A 20078-nucleotide genomic window follows, 5' to 3' on the forward strand; every position below is an offset into this window, starting at 1 on the left:
TAAATTACAAAAACTTACATTTATACATCTTTAATCTTCAAATTTATTTTAATGGATAATGAATTACATATTGTTGGTATTCAAACTGATTTGTTTTGGGAAGATCCGACTAAAAATCTTGCTTTTTTTGAAGAGAAAATAAACAGTTTACCAATAAATACAGATATCGTTGTTTTACCAGAAATGTTTACTACCGGTTTCACTATGAATCCAGAAAAAAATGCTGAGAAAATCGATGGCATTTCGGTTTGTTGGATGCAAAAAATCGCTATCAAAAAAAAGTTAGCAATTACAGGAAGTCTGGTAATAGAAAAAAACAATAAGTATTACAATATGCTAATTTTTGCACATCCATCAGGAAAGATTGAGACATACGTAAAAAGACATTCCTTTACTTTTGCTGGAGAAAATACAGTATATACTTCTGGTGAAGAAAAATTAATTATTACATACAAAGGATGGAAAATTTGCCCTTTAATTTGTTATGATTTACGTTTTCCTGTTTGGGCTAGAAATATTGAAAATTACGATTTATTGATTTTTATGGCAAATTGGCCTGTAAAAAGAATTAAAGCTTGGGAATTGCTTTTAAAAGCGCGTTCAATTGAAAATCTGTGCTACACTATAGGTGTCAATAGAACCGGAATAGATGCTAATAAGTACAGCTATTCTGGAAATTCTTTAATTATTGATTATTTAGGTACAGAAATTTCTAATTTACCTAAAAATGAAATTGGTGTTGTTAGTGCAACTATTGACAGGAAAAATCAAGATAAAATAAGAAAAAAACTAGGATTCTTAAATGATATGGATTCCTTTACGGTTACTCGTTCAAAATAATATATATGCAAATAAATAATGTTACAATTACGGATATTGATCAAATTTATAGCTTTTACAGAATCGCTTCCGATTATCAGAAAGCAAAAGAAAAAGTAATCGTTTGGCCCGATTTTAACAGAAACATGGTTGAAACTGAAATTGCGGAGCATAGACAATTTAAAATGTTAATGAACAACGAGGTGGTTTGTATTTGGGCAATAACTTTTAACGATGAACAAATTTGGGAAGAAAGAAATAGAGATAGTGCTATTTATATTCATAGAATAGCCACGAACCCGGATTTTAGGGGAAGAAATTTTGTTTCTAAAATTGTAGATTGGGCAAAAGAATATGTGAAGGAAAAAGGAATACAGTTTATAAGATTAGATACTTTAGGAAATAATACGAGATTAATTAAACATTATAAAAATGCTGGTTTTGATTTTCTTGGTATGTTTGATTTAAAAAACACAGATAGCTTGCCTGATCATTATAAAGAAGCTCCTGTTTGTTTGTTCGAAATCGACCTAGAATCCTAAAAAAATTATTGAAATCAAATTGAAACTTTAAAACGACAAACAACAGAAGTTACGTGTTTTATAACTCGAACCAAAAATCCTTCCGTTTTTAAAAAAAAGAAGGATTTAAAAATTTTATAGGTTTAAAATCAAGTGGCACTGCGATTGGAAATTTTATTTGAGCTCTTTTTAAATTACGTAACAAAAGCTATTCGTAAAGCATTCAATCGCTTCTTAAAAATTAGGCCGGTAACATCCATTTAAACTCAAATTTTGTGTCTGGAATTACAATTCTTTCTGTAATTCTATACATTCTATCTGGCAATTTCATTAAATAATCTCTTGCTTTTTCTGCTTCTGGAGTTAAGTTTGTGATTTTATCAATTTCCCACATTGTGTTCAATTTTTTTAGAATATCAACATAATCGAAACCTGTATATACGCCAATTCTTTGTGCTACTGCAGAAAAGTCATCAAACAGACTACCTTTTTCTGCAAAAGATTCTCTTAAATGCAATGCTGGCATTACAATTTTATGTTTCATCATGTGCTGAAAAGCTAACATCATTTCACTAGCATCAATTTTAAAGATTTCTTTTACAAAATGTGAGTATGCTTGGTGATGACGCATTTCGTCTCCTGCAATAATTTTAGACATTTTAGCCAAAGCTTTATGCCCTTTTTTGCGTGCAATTTTTGCGACATTGTTATGGGAAACATACGTTGCTAATTCTTGAAATGTTGTATAAACAAAGTTTTTATAAGGATCTGTTGATGTACCAATATCAAAACCATCTGCTATTAGATGTTGAGTAGATATTTCTACTTCACGCATATTTACACGTCCAGACAAATACAAGTATTTGTTTAAAACATCTCCATGTCTGTTTTCTTCTGCTGTCCATGTTCTTACCCATTTTGCCCAACTGTTATCTGGATCTTGACAAACTCCGTCTAAATCTAACAACCAAGATTCGTATGTTGGTAGAGCTTCTTCTGTAATGGTATCTCCTACTAAAACCACCCAAAAGTCATCATGTAATTCTTTAGATATTTCTCTTATTTCTTCTACTTCTGTAATAAATGAATCTGATTGAGAATTAGGTAAAAAATCTGTTGGTTGCCAAATTTTTTCAGCAGGAATTAAATAAGTATCCATAAAGTGTTGCATCTTTTTTTCTAAAGTTAGCATTACTTCTTTTCTTACGTTTTTTATAGACATAACTTTTTATTTTATGTGTTCTTTAATAATTGATTCTGTTTGCTCTAATAATTCCTCAAAAGGCATAGAATCAATCTTTATTGGTTTGTGTGTAGTAATTGTAATTGGACTTCCAATACCAAATGGAAAACTTCCGTATTTAAAAATCTTCCAAGAATTATTGATTGTTAAAGGTACAACATATCCCTCTTTATTAAATTTTGTGATGATTTTTAAGCCATTAGAGGCAAACTTTTTAGGCTCACCATTTCTACTTCTTGTTCCTTCAGGAAAAATAATTGCACCCCATTTATTTTTATTTATCCTTTTTGAGAATTTAATCAATTCACTTATAGATTGTTTTGGATCTTTTCTATCTATTAAAGCAGCTCCTCCAACTCTTAAATTATATGATACACTTGGAGTTCCTTTTGCAAGTTCTATTTTAGCAACAAATTTTGGGTAATGTTTTCTAAAAAACCATGCAATTGGCGGAATATCAACAATTGATTGATGATTAGAAACAAATATTATAGAAGTGTTTTCTGGTATTTTATATTCGTTTTTTAATCTAATTGTTACCCCAATAATTAATAGCGATTTCATTAAAAAATAATTAAGAATCGCTACTACTTTTGAATGTGTATTTATTCCAAAAATATTAAAGCTCAACCATTGCAATGGATGAAAAATAATTAGGAATAATATAAAAGTAAATAAAAAGAGTGGTGAAAGAATATAGCTTAAAATTTTCATCTTTTAAAACCAATTGTTCCAAGGGATTCTTGAAAGAATTAATAATAAAGCTAATCCATAAAAAATTACAAATGTTTTAAATTTTGATGAATCTGTTGTTTTCTTTTTGTGTTTAGACCAGCCAATTGTAATAAGTACAATTGCTAATATCATCATTATTGGGTGTTCTACAGCTAATAATCTAGCAGCTTTATCCCCCATAACTTCACCTCCATTTTCTTTTAAGGCTTTATACCAAGGAGACATAAAATACCATCCTAATCCAATTAATAATTGAATGTGAGAAACAATTAAGGTAAACAATCCAATTCTTAAATCTTTGTCTTTAAATTGTTTCTTTTGCGTAAGGCCAATTATCGCATTAATAACAGCAAAAACAAGAATTGCCAACACTAAATAGGCCCAATAAGAATGTATATCTTTCATCATACTATAGTTATATTTTTAATTCGGTAAAGTTACTCATTTTTATGCATAAAAAAACCACCTCAAATGAGATGGTTTTAATAAAATTATTTAGATATCGTAACTTATTGTTTTACGTAAGCACTTCCTTCTTTAATAACTGCAAGAGACCAAACTCCGTTTGCTCCGTTATAGATATTATAAGTAACGATGTATTTTTGACCTTCTGCATCTGATGGGAAATTATTTAACAAAATAGTATTTATTTTTGCTAAACGTGATTCTTCACTCTCCTCGTCTTTACCAGCTCTTACATCAAAATTACCATAACGGTCATTGCCTACTAAAGCATAATCTGCCGCAGTTAAAGTGTACTTGATTGTGTTATCTGGTACCCAACTGTTACCATCATGACCAAACTTGATTGTTTCATCAATAACAGTAGGAATTGCATTCCAAACTGATCCATCAAATACATAATTTACATTTCTTTGGCTTACACCTCCACTAAAGTAATTATATTCTACTGCAACAAAATCGTCTATCGCTGCAAATTGATATAATGTTCTTAAGTAGATTCCAATATTATAAATAGCTAAATCATTATCACTAAAATTTGGATAACTTTGTCCCATTAAGGCATACTCATCACTTGTAAACGAAATTGGCGCAGCCCACTCGTCTGTTAGTGTAAATCTAGTTGTAGATTCCTCTAAAGCAAAAGTATATAACTCGTAAGAAGTAGTGCTGAAAATAGTATAACCAGTTCCATCAAATTGAACTAACATAACTCTCGTACCGGGAGCACCGTCGTAAATTGCATAGGTAACATTGAACAAGTCACCAGAAACCGCAGCTGGAAAGTTATTTAATAAAATAGTCTCTATCTTAGCTCTTCTTGCCTCAACAGTCTCCTCATCTCTTCCTGCTCTTATGTCGAAGTTCTTATATTGACCATTACCAACCAATTCAAAATCAGCCTCTGTCAATGTATAATTTGTTGTTAAAGAAGCATCAGGCTCATTTTGCTGTTGCTTAACTAACATCTCTAAAACACCTGCACTACCATCGTATACTGCATAAGTTACATTATACTTGGCTCCATCTGCGGCATCAGGAAAGTTATTTAATAAAATAGTCTGAATTTTAGCTCTTCTAGCATCAATGGTTTCTTCAGCTCTTCCTGTTCTAATATCAAAATTATCAAACCTTCCATTACCTACTAAATCATAATCAGCATCCGTTAATGTATAATTTGTAATTGTTGGCTCTGTATTATAGGTTAAATCTACTACAGTTCCTTTTACCTCACTTGGAAATTTATACTCAAAAAAGTCATTAAAATCTCCGCTATTATTTAAACTAGTTAACCCAATAGCTTCATAATCTGCATCCGTAACTGTATAGGCATCAAATTTAATTGGATTATATAATTTAAACGTTACTGCAGCCAAAGATTCTGCCCCCCATGCTGGGAATTTACCAGATAAAAAATCAGGTAACATAGATTTAGCAACATCTATAGAATTAAAGTTTCCAAAACCTAGCTCTAAATCATCATAATCCTCATCTGTTAATGTATATGTTGCTTCACCAGAAATAACTGATTCTAAAGCATCAATCTCCTCATAAATATCTTCCATTGGATTACACGAAGTAAACAACAAAGAAAGAATTGCGAAAGAATAAAATATTTTTTTCATTTTTAAAGTTTTTAAAATTTAATTTTTGCGCTTAAACTAAATGTTCTACCGTAACCAAACCATACCAATGGGTCACTTGCATCTAAAGCGTCAGCTATATATTCTGTATCAAACAAGTTGTTTACACGAAGGGTAACAGTGGTGTCAAATTCACCAAGGTTAAAACCATGACGTAAACTTGCATCTACTGTACTATAACTTGGTGCTTTCCAAGAATCTTCAGGTCTTTCTGTAGCATCCGCATAACTTAAAACATCTATTTGAGCATATAAATCTGCGAAATAATTATAGTCTAAAGTAATACTTGTTTTATCCCAAAACTTGTATAACATACCCAAAGCAGCTGTTGTTTGTGCAGCATCTGATACTCTTAAACCTTCAATAGGTAAGGAAATTGTATCTACTTCATTTTGATTCTCATCAAAAACTGGTACATCTAATAAGTCGTTATCCCATTTCCAATCACCTAAAGATAGCATACCTGTAAAGTTTAATTTATCTGAATGCTTATAAGTGAAATCGAATTCTACACCTTGATGTAATGCGTTAACGCCTAAAAGATTGGCTGTGTAGTCTTCAGCTCCAGGCTGGGTTGCTCTTACCGTTCTTGTAAATGTTCTGTCATTCCACTGTGTTCTGTATAAATTTACATTTGCTGCAAATTTTTCACCTCTTAAACCGTAGCCTAATTCTAAACTAAACACTTTTTCATTTTCAGCATCTGAGTTAATCGATGTATTGTTAAATCCATTAAAGACTGCATTAAATGTTGCTGGTCTCTCAAAATATCCAATGTTTGCAAAAACGTTTTGTACATCATCTAGTCTAAAGTTTGCACCACCTTTAATACTATAACCGTTTAACGTTATTTTATCAGAAGTTCCTAAATCTTTTCCAGCTTCTGTACTTAAGTCATATAAAAAGTATTCAATCCTTTGATAAGAACTTCTTTGAACAGATGTAGACACAAAAGCGTTAAAATTATCAGTCCCATATTCTAATTGAGCAAAGAAACCTAACCATCCAACTTTTCCATCATTATTATATCCGAACTTATCTCCTACACTTAAAGCTGCATTCGGGTTATTAACATTAGAATTATCAAAGAAATAATCACCTCCTAATAAATCAGTTACTTCTCTAAAATGTTTTCCTGTATATGTTCTCCAGTCCAAACCAGCAATTAAATCTAAGTCATCAGAAAGTTCTGTTTTGAATGTAGATAAAACACCAAACCATTCGTGATCATTTCTAGAAGCTCTTAGGATTGCTTCAGCACCTAAAGCGCCATTTGCTCTGTTAATCTCAACAATATTATCTAAATCTACAGGTTGATCTGAACCACCTAATCTAACACCGAATAAATCTCTGTTAGTTCCAGCAGTTCCACCACCACCACCAGTACCATAGGATGCGTATGCAGCCGTTGATAAAGATGTTACATCACTCATTGTCCAATAATGGTTTAATGAAGTTTGAGATTTGTGATAGAAGTTATCCTCTATATGAGTTACTTGTCCGTTTTTATAACCCCAATCTGGATTGAATTTATTTCCTGATTCAGCATCTCTGTAGGTAGCAATTGTACTTCTGTTTTGTCTTTGACCATGTCTTTGTGGCGCTCCAAATGTTGTAAATGATAAAGTATGATTATCATTGATTTCTTTAGAGATATTTACAAAATAGTTAAACCCTTTAAATTGAGTTCCGTCAATATAACCTTCTCCTTCAATTTTCGCAAAAGACACTGTTGCAGCCAAACCGCTATCCATTAAACCTGTAGATAAAGTAAAGCCATATTTTTGGTATCCATCGTTACCTGTAGAAGCAATAATATTTCCTCCTTTTTGAACATCAGAAGTTTTAGACAAAATATTAATAGTTCCTCCAATAGAAGGTACCGCAACTTTAGAAGCTCCTAAACCTCTTTGAACTTGCATTGCAGATGTAACATCTGATAATCCAGCCCAGTTAGACCAATATACTCTTCCGTTTTCCATGTCATTGACAGGAACACCATTAATCATAACGGCAACATTTTCAGAATTAAATCCACGTAAGTTAATACGACCATCTCCAAAACCACCTCCAGATTTCGTAGCATATACTCCTGGTGTAGATTTTAAAACTTCAGGGAATTCTTGAGAACCTAACTTTCTCTCAATATCTGCAGCTTTTAGTGTAGAAACCGCCACTGGCGTTTTTCTATCAATAGCAAATGATGTTGCTGTTAAAACAATTTCATCTAAACTAGCATCCGCATCTAATTGAATAGAACCCAACTTAGTTTTTGAAGAAGAAAAAGCAACTTCTTTTGATTTGTAACCTATAAAAGAGATTACTAGAACACCAGAATTTGATTTAGCATTTAGCACAAAATTACCATCGAAATCAGTTACTGCTCCATTGGTTGTTCCTTTTTCTAAAACACTAGCTCCAGGTAATGATTGATTTGTCTCATCAACGATTGTACCTGTAATTTTAGTTTGTCCTAAAACTGCAGCAGATATAGAAAATAAAGCTACAAATAATAAGTTTTTAAAATTTTTCATTGTTTAAATTTATGTTATTTAATGTTCGGCAAAAGTCTTGCTTTTACCGATTTATAATGTTAATTTAATGTTAAGTTTTAACAACAAATTAAGATATTGAAAAGTAAACAAAATAAAACCTATGTTCTAAAAATGATACTATAATATATTAACAGTTTTATTAACAAAAAACTACTTAACAGTTAAAATATTTTAATCTATTTGTTTTTCAATAGCTTCTTGGCTAATTCTTTCCCTAATTCCACACCAAATTGATCATAACTATATATGTTCCATAAAATTCCTTGCGTGAAAATTTTATGTTCATAAAGTGCTATCAATTTCCCTAAAGATCGTGGTGTTAATTTATCGAAAAGGATTGCATTACTCGGTCTATTTCCCTCAAAAACTTTAAAAGGTAGTAATTGATTTATTTTATCTTCATCACCCGAGAATTTTAATTCTAAATGAACCTCTTCTTTACTTTTACCAAAAGCCAAAGCTTCCATTTGTCCATAATAATTTGCCATCAATTTATTATGGTGGTCTGTTAAACCATATAAAGATTCTTTGTAACCAATAAAATCTGCAGGAATTAACTTTGTACCTTGATGAACTAATTGCATAAATGCATGTTGCATATTTGTACCAGTACTACCCCAAACAATAGTTCCCGTTTGGTAATCAATGGCATCTCCATTTCTATCTACGCCTTTCCCATTACTTTCCATGATTGCTTGTTGCAAATAATCTGGTAATTTCTTTAAATATTGAGAATAAGGTAAAACTGCTTCTGTTTCTGCTAAATAAAAATTATTATACCAAATGCTAATCAACGCTAACACTACTGGTATGTTTTTATCAAAGTCTGTATTTTTGAAATGGATATCCATTTCTTCCGCCCCTTCTAAAAGAGCCTTATAATTGTCAAACCCAACGGACAAACTGATAGACAAACCTACCGCAGACCAGAGTGAAAAACGCCCTCCAACCCAATTCCACATGGGAAAAACGTTATTTTTATCAATTCCAAAATTATCTACTGCTTCTAAATTTGTAGAAACGGCCACGAAGTGTTTTGGAATATCAAAAATTGTTGCTGATTTTAAAAACCAATTTTTAATTGTTTCCGAATTTGTAATAGTTTCCTGAGTTGTAAATGTTTTAGAAACTATTACAAATAAGGTAGTTTCCGGATTTAATTTCTTAATTACTTCAGAGACATGATCTCCGTCAACATTAGAAACAAAATGAGTTGTTAATTGGTTTTTATAAAATTGTAAAGACTCAACAATCATATCTGGCCCGAGGTCAGAACCTCCAATTCCAATATTTACAACATCCGTAATTGATTTTCCTGTATATCCTTTCCATTTTCCAGAAATAACTTTATTCGAAAAACTTTTAATTTTCCTTAAAGCTGCTTGTATCTGAGGCTTAATATTTTTACCGTGGACAAAAACCGGTTCATCAGAAGTACTTCTTAATGCTGTGTGTAAAACTGCTCTTCCCTCTGTTACATTAATTTCTTCTCCTGAATATTGACTTTCAATAGCTTCTTTTAAACCGACTTCTTTTGCTAATGCTACTAGTAAATTAATTGTTTCTTTTGTAATTCTATTTTTAGAAAAATCTACTAGTAAATCATCAAATTCTATAGAAAAATCTGCTTTTCTATTTTCGTCTTTACTCAAATCTTTAATATTGATATCTTTAATATCCTTAAAATGATTTATTAATTTTCTCCAAGATTCTGTTGTTGTTGGGTTGATGTTTTTTAAAGCCATTTTTTATTTTTGTGCGATAGTTTCTTTAATTTCTTCAGGTTCTTGAACAGGAACTCTTTTATAATCTAATTGATATTTTAATGTTCTTATGAATTTAAAAAAGGTTGGTTTCACCTCTTTTTTCATAGGTTTTGCAGCTGGTAATTTTTCTCTTAAAGGATCTACTTGTTTACCGTATTTCCAAAAACGATAACAAACATGAGGACCCCCTGTATTTCCTGTCATACCTACATAACCAATTACATCACCTTGTTTTACGTAATTCCCTTTTCTTACTTTACGTGATTTCATGTGTAGATATTGGGTAGAGTATGTGCCATTATGTTTAATCTTTACATAGTTTCCATTACCTCCTCTTCTTGCAGATTCTGAAACGGTTCCGCTTGCAGTTGCAATAATTGGCGTTCCTATATTTGCGGCAAAATCTGTGCCTTTATGAGGTTTTATCCTATTTCCGTAGTAAGCAATCCTTCTTCTTAAATTATATCTTGATGAAATTCTATATTGAAATTTTATAGGTGCTTTTAAGAATTGACTTCGCAACATTTTACCTTCTTGGTCATAATATTCATGAATGTTTAAAATTGAATCCGCAAGAAAACGAAATGCATATAAATCTTTACCTTTGTGCTTAAAAACAGCTGACTTTACTTTTCCGTAACCTGCAAAAATAGTATCATCAATAAATTTTTCTTCATAAACAAACTTAAAAGAATCTCCTTTCTGAAGGGCATAAAAATCTAAAGTCCAAGCATAAATATCCGCTATTGTCCAAGTTAAGTTTGGCCTTAAACCCAAACTATCCATTGTTACAGAAAGATTGGAGTTAATAATTCCATTTACCTCTTTTTCCAAAACTTTAATTGGCTTTTGAAATCTGGATGCGGTGATTAGAGAGTCCTGAAAATCTAAAATTGTTGCGTTTATTTTATTGTGCTTATAAATAAAAACCTGTGCTTTTTCCGAAGAGTCTTTGCTTGCTAAAATAGTATAAGGCTTACCCGCCCTAACCCTTCTAACATCAAAAATTTCATTAACTGAAGTTGCAATTTGATTTATCTTTGGATAGGCAACATGGTGTCTGTCTAAAATAGCGCCAAAACTTTCACCTTCTTTTATGGTGTCTTGAATTAATTTATAATCATCAATTTTATAACCAAATCTAATTTCTGGCTTTGGTTTTTCAATTTGAACAACGGCGTTTTTAATTTCTTTGTTACAAGAAGAAAAAACCAAAATAAACGCTAATAGAGCTACTATTTTTTTCAAGAAAGTTATACTATTTGGGTAGATTTCAAAAGTACAAATAAAATTGATTTATTTTCATTCTAAGAGTAGAACTTAATAAAACGGTTTCGTTAAAATTTTCTAAATCTTTTGAAAAGGATTGGCTAAACCTTTATACTCCTCTAATTCTGCTCTTAAAGAACCTACAGAAAGAGAGGCCATCATTTTTATTGGAATTTTATTCGCATCATCAGTAATCCAAATAGTTACACTTTCTTGTGCTTTAAAAATCCTCCCTGACTGAACTAAAGGTCTAAATATTAAAGAATTGACCTTTCCGAATTTTGTTTTTAAAATCTCTCTTCCCAAAAAACGCAACTTAAAAGGATAAATTTGTGAATCCATAAACATGTCTAATGCAATTTCATCTCCCTTTTTTAAATTTGTTGTATTCGTATTTCTTAAAAAATAGAAAGAAGACATCATATCTTGTACATTCGTAAAAGAAACAGAAGTGTCTTTTTGCTTTGTAAAATCTTGTACGTATGCTTTGTTAGAAATATAATTAAAAGCGGTTATTCTGTGTTTTTTATAACCTCCTTCATTAATCTTTCTTTTAAACAAATAAGGCTTTATGCTATCTTTATCAAAATACGATTCATATTTGTCATCTACTTCAAAAAACCACTTTACAGGCCCAGAAGTCCAACCTGTTCCTTTTGCTTGAAAGACTTTTTTACCATTATAGTCTTTTTCATCAACTTCTAAAATTGCTGTTCCAGCTCTTAAAAAACCACTATAACTCATTTTATACCGCAACCATTCTCCGCTTTTAAAAACAGCTGATTTTTCCTGACTGAAAGCAGTTGTCAAAAAGAATACTACAAAAAATAATAGGGTGTACTTTTTCATAAAAAACCAAACTTATAAAAAAGTAATGACAATTACCATTCCAAAATGAAAAAAAGCCATTTACTAATTATTTGTACTCTCAATAAAAATATTCTGGAATTCTCTTAATTTAAAATGTTCCCCAGTTTTTTAATTCTTCTTCGCTCCATAAGTAAGGATAAAAAACTCTTCTTTGATATTTTGGGTGCATGTATTTACGCCAACTACTTCCGCCAGTTGCTTCCAAATCCTTATCTTTTCCTCCTAAATATTTGCCGGCAGCATTGTAATGAGCCATGACCCACTTAATATTTACAGTATAATCATAATGACGCATTGCTTTAATTAAGTCTTCGTTTTCTTGAACTTCTTTTGGAAGTTGTTTGAATTTTAAAGACAAGTTGATATCATTATAGTCTTCCATAAAATCAATAAAATCTCCCATGTATTTTTTTTCAAAAAGATTTAATAAAGTCGATTTTTGTCCGGTTGTGTAATTCTTACCAGCAGCTTGCCAATACAAATGATTATATGCGTTTTTAAATGATGAATTTCTATCAATAGTATCTCTGTAACGTGCATCAATTAAATTAATCAACTCAGTTGATGCAAACTCAATTTTTCTGTATTGCGCACTTTGAAAGCCACTTGCAGGAGTTAATGTATTTCTGAATTTTAGATATTGCTCTTTTTCCATTCCGTCTGCCATCACATTAAAAGAACTACACAACATATCAAAATAGCGACTAATTCTATTGAGATGCATCGTAAATTTATCTACAGAAACTTCCCTCGTTTTTGCAACTTGATCAATTTCCCACAAAATCATTTTAAACAACAATTCGTTTACTTGATGATACATGATAAACACCATTTCATCTGGTTGTGTGGTTCTAGGCGTTTGCAATCCTAATAAAGCATCCGTCTGGATATAGTCCCAATAAGTGATTGGTGTACTCCAAAGCAGACCTTCTAGCATAGCGTCTACAGGAACGCCTAACTTCTCATACTTTTCCTCTATTGCTTTTAAAATTTCTTCTCTATTCATATTTATAAGAATAACCCTTATTTACTAAAATATATTACCAAGGATGTTATTATTGAAAAAAAACAAAATATTAAAATGGTATACATAAATATTTTAAAAATAGGGTTTCCTTCTGTCTTTCTATTAATTAAATTTATCAATAACTTTAATGGTTTGTTCATTTCTTCAAGGTTAATACATCTTAATTCCTAAATTAAAGAGTTCCTCTTTTTGCTTGCTCTCTTTCAATAGATTCAAACAATGCTTTAAAGTTTCCGGCCCCAAAACCTCTTGCGCCCATTCTTTGAATGATTTCAAAAAACAAGGTAGGTCTGTCTTCTATTGGTTTAGTGAAAATTTGTAATAAATAGCCTTCTTCATCGGCATCTATCATAATTCCTAAACTTTTTAATTTTTCGATATCTTCTCTTAATTCATGACTAAACTCTTCTAATCTTCCCGGAACAGATTGATAATATGCTGCTGGTGGTGTTGATAAAAATTCTATTCCGTTTGCTTTTAATTGAGATACCGTTTTTATAATATCATCTGTTGCCATAGCAATATGTTGTACGCCAGCGCCTTCATAAAAGTCTAAATATTCTTCAATTTGAGAACGTTTTTTTCCTTCAGCCGGTTCATTTATTGGAAACTTGATTCTTCCATTTCCATTAGACATTACCTTACTCATTAGTGCTGAATATTCAGTATGAATTTGTTTGTCGTCAAATGATAAAAAATTAACAAAACCCATAACATCTTCATAGAATTTTACCCATTTATTCATTTGATTCCAACCTACATTACCAACCATGTGGTCTATGTATTTTAGACCCGATGTTGGCGGATTATAAGCTGATTCCCACTTTTGAAAGCCTGGTAAAAAAACGCCGTTATAGTTTTTTCGTTCTACAAACATGTGCACCGTTTCTCCGTAGGTGTAAATTCCTGCTCTAACCACTTCTCCGTTTTCATCTGATTCTATGGTTGGTTCCATATAAGACTTTGCTCCACGAGAAATCGTTTCTTTGTAGGCTTTTCTTGCATCTTCTACCCAAAGTGCCACTACTTTAACACCATCACCATGTTTTACAATATGATCGTTTATAGGCGACTTACTATTTAACGGAGTGGTTAAAATAATTTTGATTTTATCCTGAGTTAAAACATAACTCACCGAGTCTGCAGAGCCTGTTTCTAATCCTCGATATGCATGCGATTGAAAACCAAATGCAGTTTTGTAAAAATGTGCAGATTGTTTTGCGTTCCCCACATAAAATTCGACATAATCCGTTCCTAAAAGCGGAAGAAAATCTTGAGCTCCTTCGAATATTTTTTCTAAACCGTAGTTTACTGATTTTATTTCTTTTGCCATCTTTTGATGATTTTAAATATTTTGTTTTTACTAATTACTTGCAAATATTTCAGTACTAATTGAAGTGTCATACTTTTTGTTCTTTCACAAAAAAAATACAACGACAAGCAAGAAATAGCTTCTATTTAATTTATTACTCCAACCAAGATTTGTAATACTCTTCATCAGCAATTTTCATAGCTTCTTCCGTTACTTGTAAAGGTTTAAAAGTATCTACCATCACTGCTAATTCTTCAGTTTTTGTATGACCAATACTTCTTTCGGTTGCGCCTGGATGCGGCCCATGTGGAATTCCTGCTGGATGTAGAGAAATATGACCTTGATCCACATCATTTCTGCTCATAAAATCGCCATCCACATAATATAAAACCTCATCTGAATCTATATTACTGTGATTGTAAGGCGCAGGAATTGAATTCGGGTGATAATCATATAAACGCGGCACAAAACTGCAAATTACAAATGCATTCGTTTCAAAAGTTTGATGCACTGGCGGCGGTTGATGAATTCTACCTGTAATTGGTTCGAAATCATGAATTGAAAATGCGTAGGGAAAATTATATCCGTCATAGCCCACCACATCAAAAGGATGCGAAGCATAAATCATTTCTATAATTTCACCTTGCTTTTTTACTTTGATTAGAAAATCACCTAACTCATTGTGTGTTTCTAATTCTTGCGGCCTTCTTAAATCGCGCTCACAGAAGGGTGAATGCTCTAATAATTGGCCGAAATAATTCCTGTATCTTTTTGGAGTATACACTGGCGAATAGGATTCCACAATAAATAGTCGATTGTTTTCATCATCAAAATCTAATTTATAGATAATTCCACGCGGAATTACTAAATAGTCTCCATATTTAAAATCTAGATTCCCTAGCATTGTGCGTAATTTACCCGTTCCTTTATGGATAAAAATCACCTCATCTGCATCTGTATTTTTATAAAAATAATCTTTGGTTGATTGTTTCGGTGCAGCTAAAATAATGTTACAATCTGAGTTCGTTAAAACGACCTTTCTACTTTCTAGATAGTCGCTTTCTTGCGGAACTTGAAACCCTTTAAAACGATACGATTGAATATTATTTGCTTTGGCAATTTTTGGAGCGATAGAATATTGCCTTACAATTTCTTTGACCATTGTTGGTCTATGTTCATGATAGCTGTTGGTAGACATTCCGTCAAAACCAATGGTTCCAAATAGTTGTTCATAATATAAACTTCCATCTTTTTTACGAAATTGCGTATGTCTTTTGGGTGGTATTTCCCCTAATTTATGATAAAAAGGCATGATTTTTAAAATTGAATGATTAAAAGTAACATTATTAAAATCTATATTTTTCTTAAAATAACGAATTAGATTTTAATAAAGAGATTCCTGTCAAAGCAGAAATGACAGAATTAAAGAATCATTCTGGATTACGTTTTATTAAGAATTTTAAATATACTAATAACTCTGTAAACATTTCAATCGATTTCGCTGAAAAACAAATATACAAAAAGTCTCTCGAAAATTTTAAATTTATTAAGAAGCAAACCGTATTCAAAAGTTTTAAAATTCGGATAGAAATTAATTCCAAAATAAATAACCCAGAATTGTTTTAGGAACCTATACACTTTTTTACTTCCTCAATTCCTATTTCAAACAAAATAGTATTTATTTTATGTCTGTAAATAAAATTTTGCCTGTGCAAAAAGGACATCCTAAATTAATCAATCTTCTTAATAACTGCTTTTGGGGCTTCTTTTCTTGTACCGTCAAAACCATCAACTCCACCAACAGTAGTGTATTTCATTACATATTTTTTATTTGGAAAAATAAGCTTGTATGCACTTTGACACATTAATGTTGCTTCGTGAAAACCACATAAAATTAACTTCAATTTACCCGGATAAGTATTTACATCTCCAATGGCATAAATACCTGGAATGTTCGTTTGATAATCTAAAGCATTGTTTACTTTAATGGCGTTTTTTTCAATTTCTAACCCCCAATTTGCGATTGGCCCTAATTTTGGTGACAATCCAAACAATGGAATAAAATGATCTGTTTCTATTGTAAAAGGCGCTTCCCCTTTTTGGATAATAGCAACCCCAGTGACCTTATCAGTTCCAATAATTTCTTTTACTTCTGCCGGAGTTATCATTCTTATTTTACCTGCATCCTTCAATTCCTGCACTTTATCTACAGAATCTAAAGCACCTCTAAATTCGTTTCTTCTATGAATTAGAGTTACTGAAGAAGCAACATCTGTTAAGAAAATAGCCCAATCTAAAGCAGAATCTCCACCACCAGAAATAACTACTTTTTTATTTCTATAAAATTCTGGATCACGAATAATATACTCTACCCCCTTATCTTCAAAATTAGCAATGTTTGGAATTGGTGGTTTACGAGGCTCAAAACTTCCTAATCCACCAGCAATAGCAACAATTTTTGCGTGATGCTTCGTTCCTTTATTCGTGGTTACAAAAAACGTGTCGTCGTCTTGTTTTTCTATTATTTCTGCACGTTCTCCTAATGTAAAACCTGGTTCAAATTGTTTAATTTGCTCCATTAATTTATCGGTTAAATCACCCGCTAAAATTTCTGGATATGCAGGAATATCATAAATAGGTTTCTTTGGATAAATTTCAGAACATTGGCCACCAACTTGCGGTAATGCGTCTATTAAATGACAACGCAGTTTTAATAAACCTGCTTCAAAAACGGTAAATAAACCTGTTGGCCCTGCACCAATAATTAAGATATCTGTTGTAATCATTCTATTATTTTTAAAACCTCACAAGGTTTTATGCTTGTAAGGTCTTTTTTTGTATTCGTAAACGCGTTAGGGATTGAAGCATCTGTTTGAGCTCTTTTTTACTTTTTTAGAAGTAAAAAAAGCGAGTGCTAAAAGCCCGACCTTTTGAGGTAACGCTAAAAAATATATTTTTTAAATGTTCAAAAACTAACTTTTATTGGTTTAAGCAACATTTATTACTTCTGATATTTGTGGTGCATACTTTTTTATGGTTGCTTCCACACCGTTTTTTAATGTCATTTGATTTACAGAACAACCGGTGCAAGCTCCTTCTAACTGAACTTTTACTATTGAGTTTTCTATAGAAAGTAGCTTGATGTTTCCTCCATCACTTATTAAAAAAGGACGAATTTCATCTAATGCTTTTTCAACATTATTTACTGTTTCTTGTGCTGTCATAATCTTATTTTTTAACGGAACTACAACCACTCATTGTTGTGATTCTAACTACTTCTGTTGGTGGCAAATTGGCATTTCTTTTTAATAATTGGGATAACATTTCTTTCGTAATTTCTTTAAAAGACTCCTCTAAAACTGTTCCTTCTTGCAATGCCACAGGGTGTCCAACATCTCCTGATTCACGAATACTTTGTACCAGCGGAATTTCTCCTAAGAATTTAGTGTCAATATCTGCTGCTAAATTTTTTGCACCATCTTTTCCAAAGATATAATATTTATTTTCGGGCAATTCTTCTGGTGTAAAATACGCCATGTTCTCAATAATTCCTAACACAGGAACCTTAATACTATCTTGTTGAAACATTGCAACTCCTTTTTTAGCATCTGCTAATGCAATATTTTGAGGCGTACTTACCACAACAGCTCCATTAATCGGCAAAGCCTGCACAATTGATAGATGAACATCTCCGGTTCCTGGAGGCAAATCAATTAAAAGAAAATCTAACGCTCCCCAATCTGCATCAAAAATTAATTGATTTAATGCTTTAGAAGCCATAGGCCCTCGCCAAATTACCGCTTGATCTGGATTTGTGAAAAACCCTAAAGACAATAATTTTACACCATAATTTTCTACAGGTTTCATTTTTGAACGACCATCCACATTTACAGAAAGTGGTTTTGCTTTTTCTACATCAAACATAATATGTTGTGATGGTCCATACACATCAGCATCTAAAACACCAACATTAAAACCCATTTTAGCTAAAGAAATAGCTGTATTTGCTGTAATTGTAGATTTACCAACACCACCTTTCCCTGATGCAATTGCAATGATGTTTTTAATATTCGGAATTTCTTTACCTCGAATTTGATTTGACTTTTCTTTTGGTTCAGGTTTCTCTACTTTCACATTAATTTTTACATCAATGTTTTCATCAACATTTGTCTTAATTGCCTTCGTAATTTCTGACTCAATTTTCTTTTTTGCTTGCAAAGTTGGATTGCTGATGGTTACATCTACTTCAACTTCGTTGTCAAAACGAACAACATTAGTTACATTATTGTTTTCAATTAAGCTTTTTCCTTCACCAGGAGCTGTAATTGTTTCTAATGCTTTGTATATATCTTCTTTTTTAAAACTCATGAATTAATAGTATTTAGACCTTTTTAATTTAATCTAGTCTGCAAATATACAGCTTACTTACAAGAAATTAAGATGAATAGATTGTGATTATTTATGGATTGATAAGTGGAATTTATTTGACTTCCTTTAGTGGATCCCAGAATACTTTTTCTAAATCTTGAATTTGATTTTCAAGAACAACAATACCTTCGTTTTCCAATAATTGCTGCATTAAATTTGTGCCCTCAAAATGATGTTTCCCTGTAAGCAATCCTTTTTTATTGACGACTCTATGCGCAGGAACATCTTCTAAATTATGTGCTTTATTCATTGCCCAACCAACCATTCTTGCTGATCTGGCAGCTCCTAAATAAGTGCCAATTGCACCGTAACTAGTAACTCTTCCAAAAGGGATTAAGCGCACTATTCCGTAGACTCTATCAAAAAAATTGTCAGCTTTTTTCATGAAGTGAAGATATAAAAAGTATTCATTTAACCACGATAGAGAAAGAAACCAATTATTAGAACTAGCAAGAGCTCAAGAACCAATACAAAGATTGCTTTCACTTTATTTAGCTTTACATTGAAACTCCTTAATACTTCAATCTAAATTTAATGTAAGTAATAGGCTTATCTACTTCTAAGTACTGATTTTCGTAAAAAGTTTGTGTTTCTGTAACTTCTTTTGGTGCACCTTCATTTTTATACACAGTGTGATTTGCATATAAAATTTCATGCCCTTCTCCATGCAACAATCCTAAGGTATAACCATGCATAAATTCAGAATCTGTTTTTAAATTCATAATACCATCTTCTTTTAAAATATGATAATATTTTTTAAGAAAACTGGGATTTGTCATTCTATGTTTGGTGCGCTGGTATTTTATTTGTGGATCAGGAAACGTAATCCAAATTTCTGAAACTTCATTTTCTGCAAAAATAAAATCAACCAACTCAATTTGAGTTCTTACAAAAGCAACATTTTCTAGATTTTCTTCTATTGCCGTCTTTGCACCTCTCCAAAAACGTGCTCCTTTTATATCAATTCCAATAAAATTTTTATGAGGATTTTGTCTCGCTAACGCAATGGTATATTCGCCCTTACCACACCCTAACTCAACAACAATAGGATTATCATTTTTAAAAAAAGAATGCCATTTTCCTTTTAAGGAAAAGTTAGTAACAACTTCTTCTCTTGCAGGTTGAATGACATTTTTAAACGTTTCATTTTCATTGAAACGTTTCAATTTGTTTTTGCTTCCCAAGATGTAAAATTAAGCTTTATCCTCTGTTCCTTCTCTTAAGAACTTTTTAGATTCTTTCATCCAGTATGCAAATAAAACTAATAAAACTAGCATGAAAATCCAGTTTACGGCGTTTGAGATCCACCAACCTAAATCTGCTGTGGCAATATCTAAACGTAATTTATTAAAAGGGATGAATAATAAATCAGTAAATAAACTACCAATCCATCTAAAAATATTGCTTGCTATCATAACTTAATTATCT

At 31.6% G+C, this 20078-nt stretch carries 19 protein-coding genes; 2 read left to right on the plus strand and 17 right to left on the minus strand.

Going from position 1 to position 20078, the window contains the following annotated elements:
- Window positions 1-51 precede the first annotated feature (51 nt).
- Together BLT88_RS13715 and BLT88_RS13720 are read left to right on the plus strand one after the other, a co-directional pair.
- A complete protein-coding gene (locus BLT88_RS13715; RefSeq protein WP_091955521.1) occupies window positions 52-840 on the plus strand; it encodes a nitrilase family protein in 789 nt (262 codons plus the stop codon).
- Between the two features lie 5 nt (window positions 841-845).
- The gene (locus BLT88_RS13720) at window positions 846-1361 is read left to right on the plus strand and encodes a GNAT family N-acetyltransferase (RefSeq protein ID WP_091955523.1); all 516 of its coding nucleotides are present in this window, start codon (window positions 846-848) and stop codon (window positions 1359-1361) included.
- 220 nt (window positions 1362-1581) lie between these two features.
- Here BLT88_RS13720 and BLT88_RS13725 read toward each other — a convergent pair whose 3' ends face one another.
- The 17 genes from BLT88_RS13725 to BLT88_RS13805 all read right to left on the minus strand — a co-directional run bounded on the left by BLT88_RS13725 (window position 1582) and on the right by BLT88_RS13805 (window position 20065).
- Window positions 1582-2562, minus strand: a complete 981-nt coding sequence (locus BLT88_RS13725; protein WP_036782467.1) for an acyl-ACP desaturase — start codon at window positions 2560-2562, stop codon at window positions 1582-1584.
- A gap of 6 nt (window positions 2563-2568) precedes the next feature.
- Window positions 2569-3147 (minus strand): lysophospholipid acyltransferase family protein, encoded by a 579-nt coding sequence (locus BLT88_RS13730; RefSeq protein WP_368086545.1) that lies wholly within the window; start codon window positions 3145-3147, stop codon window positions 2569-2571.
- Between the two features lie 153 nt (window positions 3148-3300).
- Window positions 3301-3723, minus strand: a complete 423-nt coding sequence (locus BLT88_RS13735; protein ID WP_036782461.1) for a hypothetical protein — start codon at window positions 3721-3723, stop codon at window positions 3301-3303.
- Window positions 3724-3827: 104 nt separating this feature from the next.
- Window positions 3828-5405 (minus strand): hypothetical protein, encoded by a 1578-nt coding sequence (locus tag BLT88_RS13740; protein ID WP_157691233.1) that lies wholly within the window; start codon window positions 5403-5405, stop codon window positions 3828-3830.
- 11 nt (window positions 5406-5416) lie between these two features.
- On the minus strand, window positions 5417-7957 hold the full coding sequence (locus BLT88_RS13745) for a carboxypeptidase-like regulatory domain-containing protein (protein ID WP_091955527.1): 2541 nt from the start codon (window positions 7955-7957) through the stop codon (window positions 5417-5419).
- A gap of 197 nt (window positions 7958-8154) precedes the next feature.
- Window positions 8155-9723 (minus strand): glucose-6-phosphate isomerase, encoded by a 1569-nt coding sequence (gene pgi, locus BLT88_RS13750; protein ID WP_091955529.1) that lies wholly within the window; start codon window positions 9721-9723, stop codon window positions 8155-8157.
- 3 nt (window positions 9724-9726) lie between these two features.
- The gene (locus BLT88_RS13755; RefSeq protein WP_091955530.1) at window positions 9727-10992 is read right to left on the minus strand and encodes a peptidoglycan DD-metalloendopeptidase family protein; all 1266 of its coding nucleotides are present in this window, start codon (window positions 10990-10992) and stop codon (window positions 9727-9729) included.
- Between the two features lie 99 nt (window positions 10993-11091).
- Window positions 11092-11862, minus strand: coding sequence for a DUF3108 domain-containing protein (locus BLT88_RS13760; protein WP_036782452.1), 771 nt, complete (start codon window positions 11860-11862; stop codon window positions 11092-11094).
- A gap of 109 nt (window positions 11863-11971) precedes the next feature.
- Window positions 11972-12889 carry a tryptophan 2,3-dioxygenase family protein gene (locus tag BLT88_RS13765; protein WP_036782449.1) on the minus strand — a complete coding sequence of 306 codons (918 nt, stop codon included), beginning with the start codon at window positions 12887-12889 and terminating at the stop codon, window positions 11972-11974.
- A gap of 193 nt (window positions 12890-13082) precedes the next feature.
- Window positions 13083-14243 carry a 4-hydroxyphenylpyruvate dioxygenase gene (hppD, locus tag BLT88_RS13770; protein WP_091955532.1) on the minus strand — a complete coding sequence of 387 codons (1161 nt, stop codon included), beginning with the start codon at window positions 14241-14243 and terminating at the stop codon, window positions 13083-13085.
- A gap of 133 nt (window positions 14244-14376) precedes the next feature.
- On the minus strand, window positions 14377-15534 hold the full coding sequence (locus tag BLT88_RS13775; RefSeq protein ID WP_091955533.1) for a homogentisate 1,2-dioxygenase: 1158 nt from the start codon (window positions 15532-15534) through the stop codon (window positions 14377-14379).
- A 418-nt stretch (window positions 15535-15952) separates the two neighbouring features.
- Window positions 15953-17008: an NAD(P)/FAD-dependent oxidoreductase gene (locus BLT88_RS13780; protein WP_091955535.1), complete on the minus strand. Its 1056-nt coding sequence runs from the start codon at window positions 17006-17008 to the stop codon at window positions 15953-15955.
- Between the two features lie 201 nt (window positions 17009-17209).
- On the minus strand, window positions 17210-17446 hold the full coding sequence (locus tag BLT88_RS13785; protein WP_036787934.1) for a NifU family protein: 237 nt from the start codon (window positions 17444-17446) through the stop codon (window positions 17210-17212).
- A gap of 4 nt (window positions 17447-17450) precedes the next feature.
- Window positions 17451-18590: an Mrp/NBP35 family ATP-binding protein gene (locus BLT88_RS13790; protein WP_036782432.1), complete on the minus strand. Its 1140-nt coding sequence runs from the start codon at window positions 18588-18590 to the stop codon at window positions 17451-17453.
- Window positions 18591-18702: 112 nt separating this feature from the next.
- Entirely contained in the window at window positions 18703-19035 is a 333-nt protein-coding gene (locus tag BLT88_RS13795; RefSeq protein ID WP_091955536.1) for an MGMT family protein, read from the minus strand.
- Between the two features lie 127 nt (window positions 19036-19162).
- Complete coding sequence (trmB, locus tag BLT88_RS13800) at window positions 19163-19834, minus strand: tRNA (guanosine(46)-N7)-methyltransferase TrmB (protein ID WP_091955538.1); 672 nt, start codon at window positions 19832-19834, stop codon at window positions 19163-19165.
- Between the two features lie 9 nt (window positions 19835-19843).
- A complete protein-coding gene (locus BLT88_RS13805) occupies window positions 19844-20065 on the minus strand; it encodes a hypothetical protein (RefSeq protein WP_036782425.1) in 222 nt (73 codons plus the stop codon).
- Window positions 20066-20078 lie beyond the last annotated feature (13 nt).

It is taken from the genome of Polaribacter sp. Hel1_33_78 (assembly GCF_900106075.1).
Classification (GTDB): domain Bacteria; phylum Bacteroidota; class Bacteroidia; order Flavobacteriales; family Flavobacteriaceae; genus Polaribacter.

Excerpts from the sequence above, each read along its gene's own strand:
- BLT88_RS13730 (WP_368086545.1), bottom strand. The coding sequence starts at position 3,147 with ATGAAATCGCTATTAATTATTGGGGTAACAATTAGATTAAAAAACGAA.
- hppD (WP_091955532.1), bottom strand. The coding sequence starts at position 14,243 with ATGGCAAAAGAAATAAAATCAGTAAACTACGGTTTAGAAAAAATATTC.
- BLT88_RS13715 (WP_091955521.1), top strand. The coding sequence starts at position 52 with ATGGATAATGAATTACATATTGTTGGTATTCAAACTGATTTGTTTTGG.
- BLT88_RS13725 (WP_036782467.1), bottom strand. The coding sequence starts at position 2,562 with ATGTCTATAAAAAACGTAAGAAAAGAAGTAATGCTAACTTTAGAAAAA.
- BLT88_RS13765 (WP_036782449.1), bottom strand. The coding sequence starts at position 12,889 with ATGAATAGAGAAGAAATTTTAAAAGCAATAGAGGAAAAGTATGAGAAG.
- BLT88_RS13805 (WP_036782425.1), bottom strand. The coding sequence starts at position 20,065 with ATGATAGCAAGCAATATTTTTAGATGGATTGGTAGTTTATTTACTGAT.
- BLT88_RS13745 (WP_091955527.1), bottom strand. The coding sequence starts at position 7,957 with ATGAAAAATTTTAAAAACTTATTATTTGTAGCTTTATTTTCTATATCT.
- BLT88_RS13720 (WP_091955523.1), top strand. The coding sequence starts at position 846 with ATGCAAATAAATAATGTTACAATTACGGATATTGATCAAATTTATAGC.
- BLT88_RS13790 (WP_036782432.1), bottom strand. The coding sequence starts at position 18,590 with ATGAGTTTTAAAAAAGAAGATATATACAAAGCATTAGAAACAATTACA.
- BLT88_RS13795 (WP_091955536.1), bottom strand. The coding sequence starts at position 19,035 with ATGAAAAAAGCTGACAATTTTTTTGATAGAGTCTACGGAATAGTGCGC.
- BLT88_RS13775 (WP_091955533.1), bottom strand. The coding sequence starts at position 15,534 with ATGCCTTTTTATCATAAATTAGGGGAAATACCACCCAAAAGACATACG.
- BLT88_RS13740 (WP_157691233.1), bottom strand. The coding sequence starts at position 5,405 with ATGAAAAAAATATTTTATTCTTTCGCAATTCTTTCTTTGTTGTTTACT.
- BLT88_RS13785 (WP_036787934.1), bottom strand. The coding sequence starts at position 17,446 with ATGACAGCACAAGAAACAGTAAATAATGTTGAAAAAGCATTAGATGAA.
- BLT88_RS13780 (WP_091955535.1), bottom strand. The coding sequence starts at position 17,008 with ATGATTACAACAGATATCTTAATTATTGGTGCAGGGCCAACAGGTTTA.
- pgi (WP_091955529.1), bottom strand. The coding sequence starts at position 9,723 with ATGGCTTTAAAAAACATCAACCCAACAACAACAGAATCTTGGAGAAAA.
- BLT88_RS13760 (WP_036782452.1), bottom strand. The coding sequence starts at position 11,862 with ATGAAAAAGTACACCCTATTATTTTTTGTAGTATTCTTTTTGACAACT.
- BLT88_RS13735 (WP_036782461.1), bottom strand. The coding sequence starts at position 3,723 with ATGAAAGATATACATTCTTATTGGGCCTATTTAGTGTTGGCAATTCTT.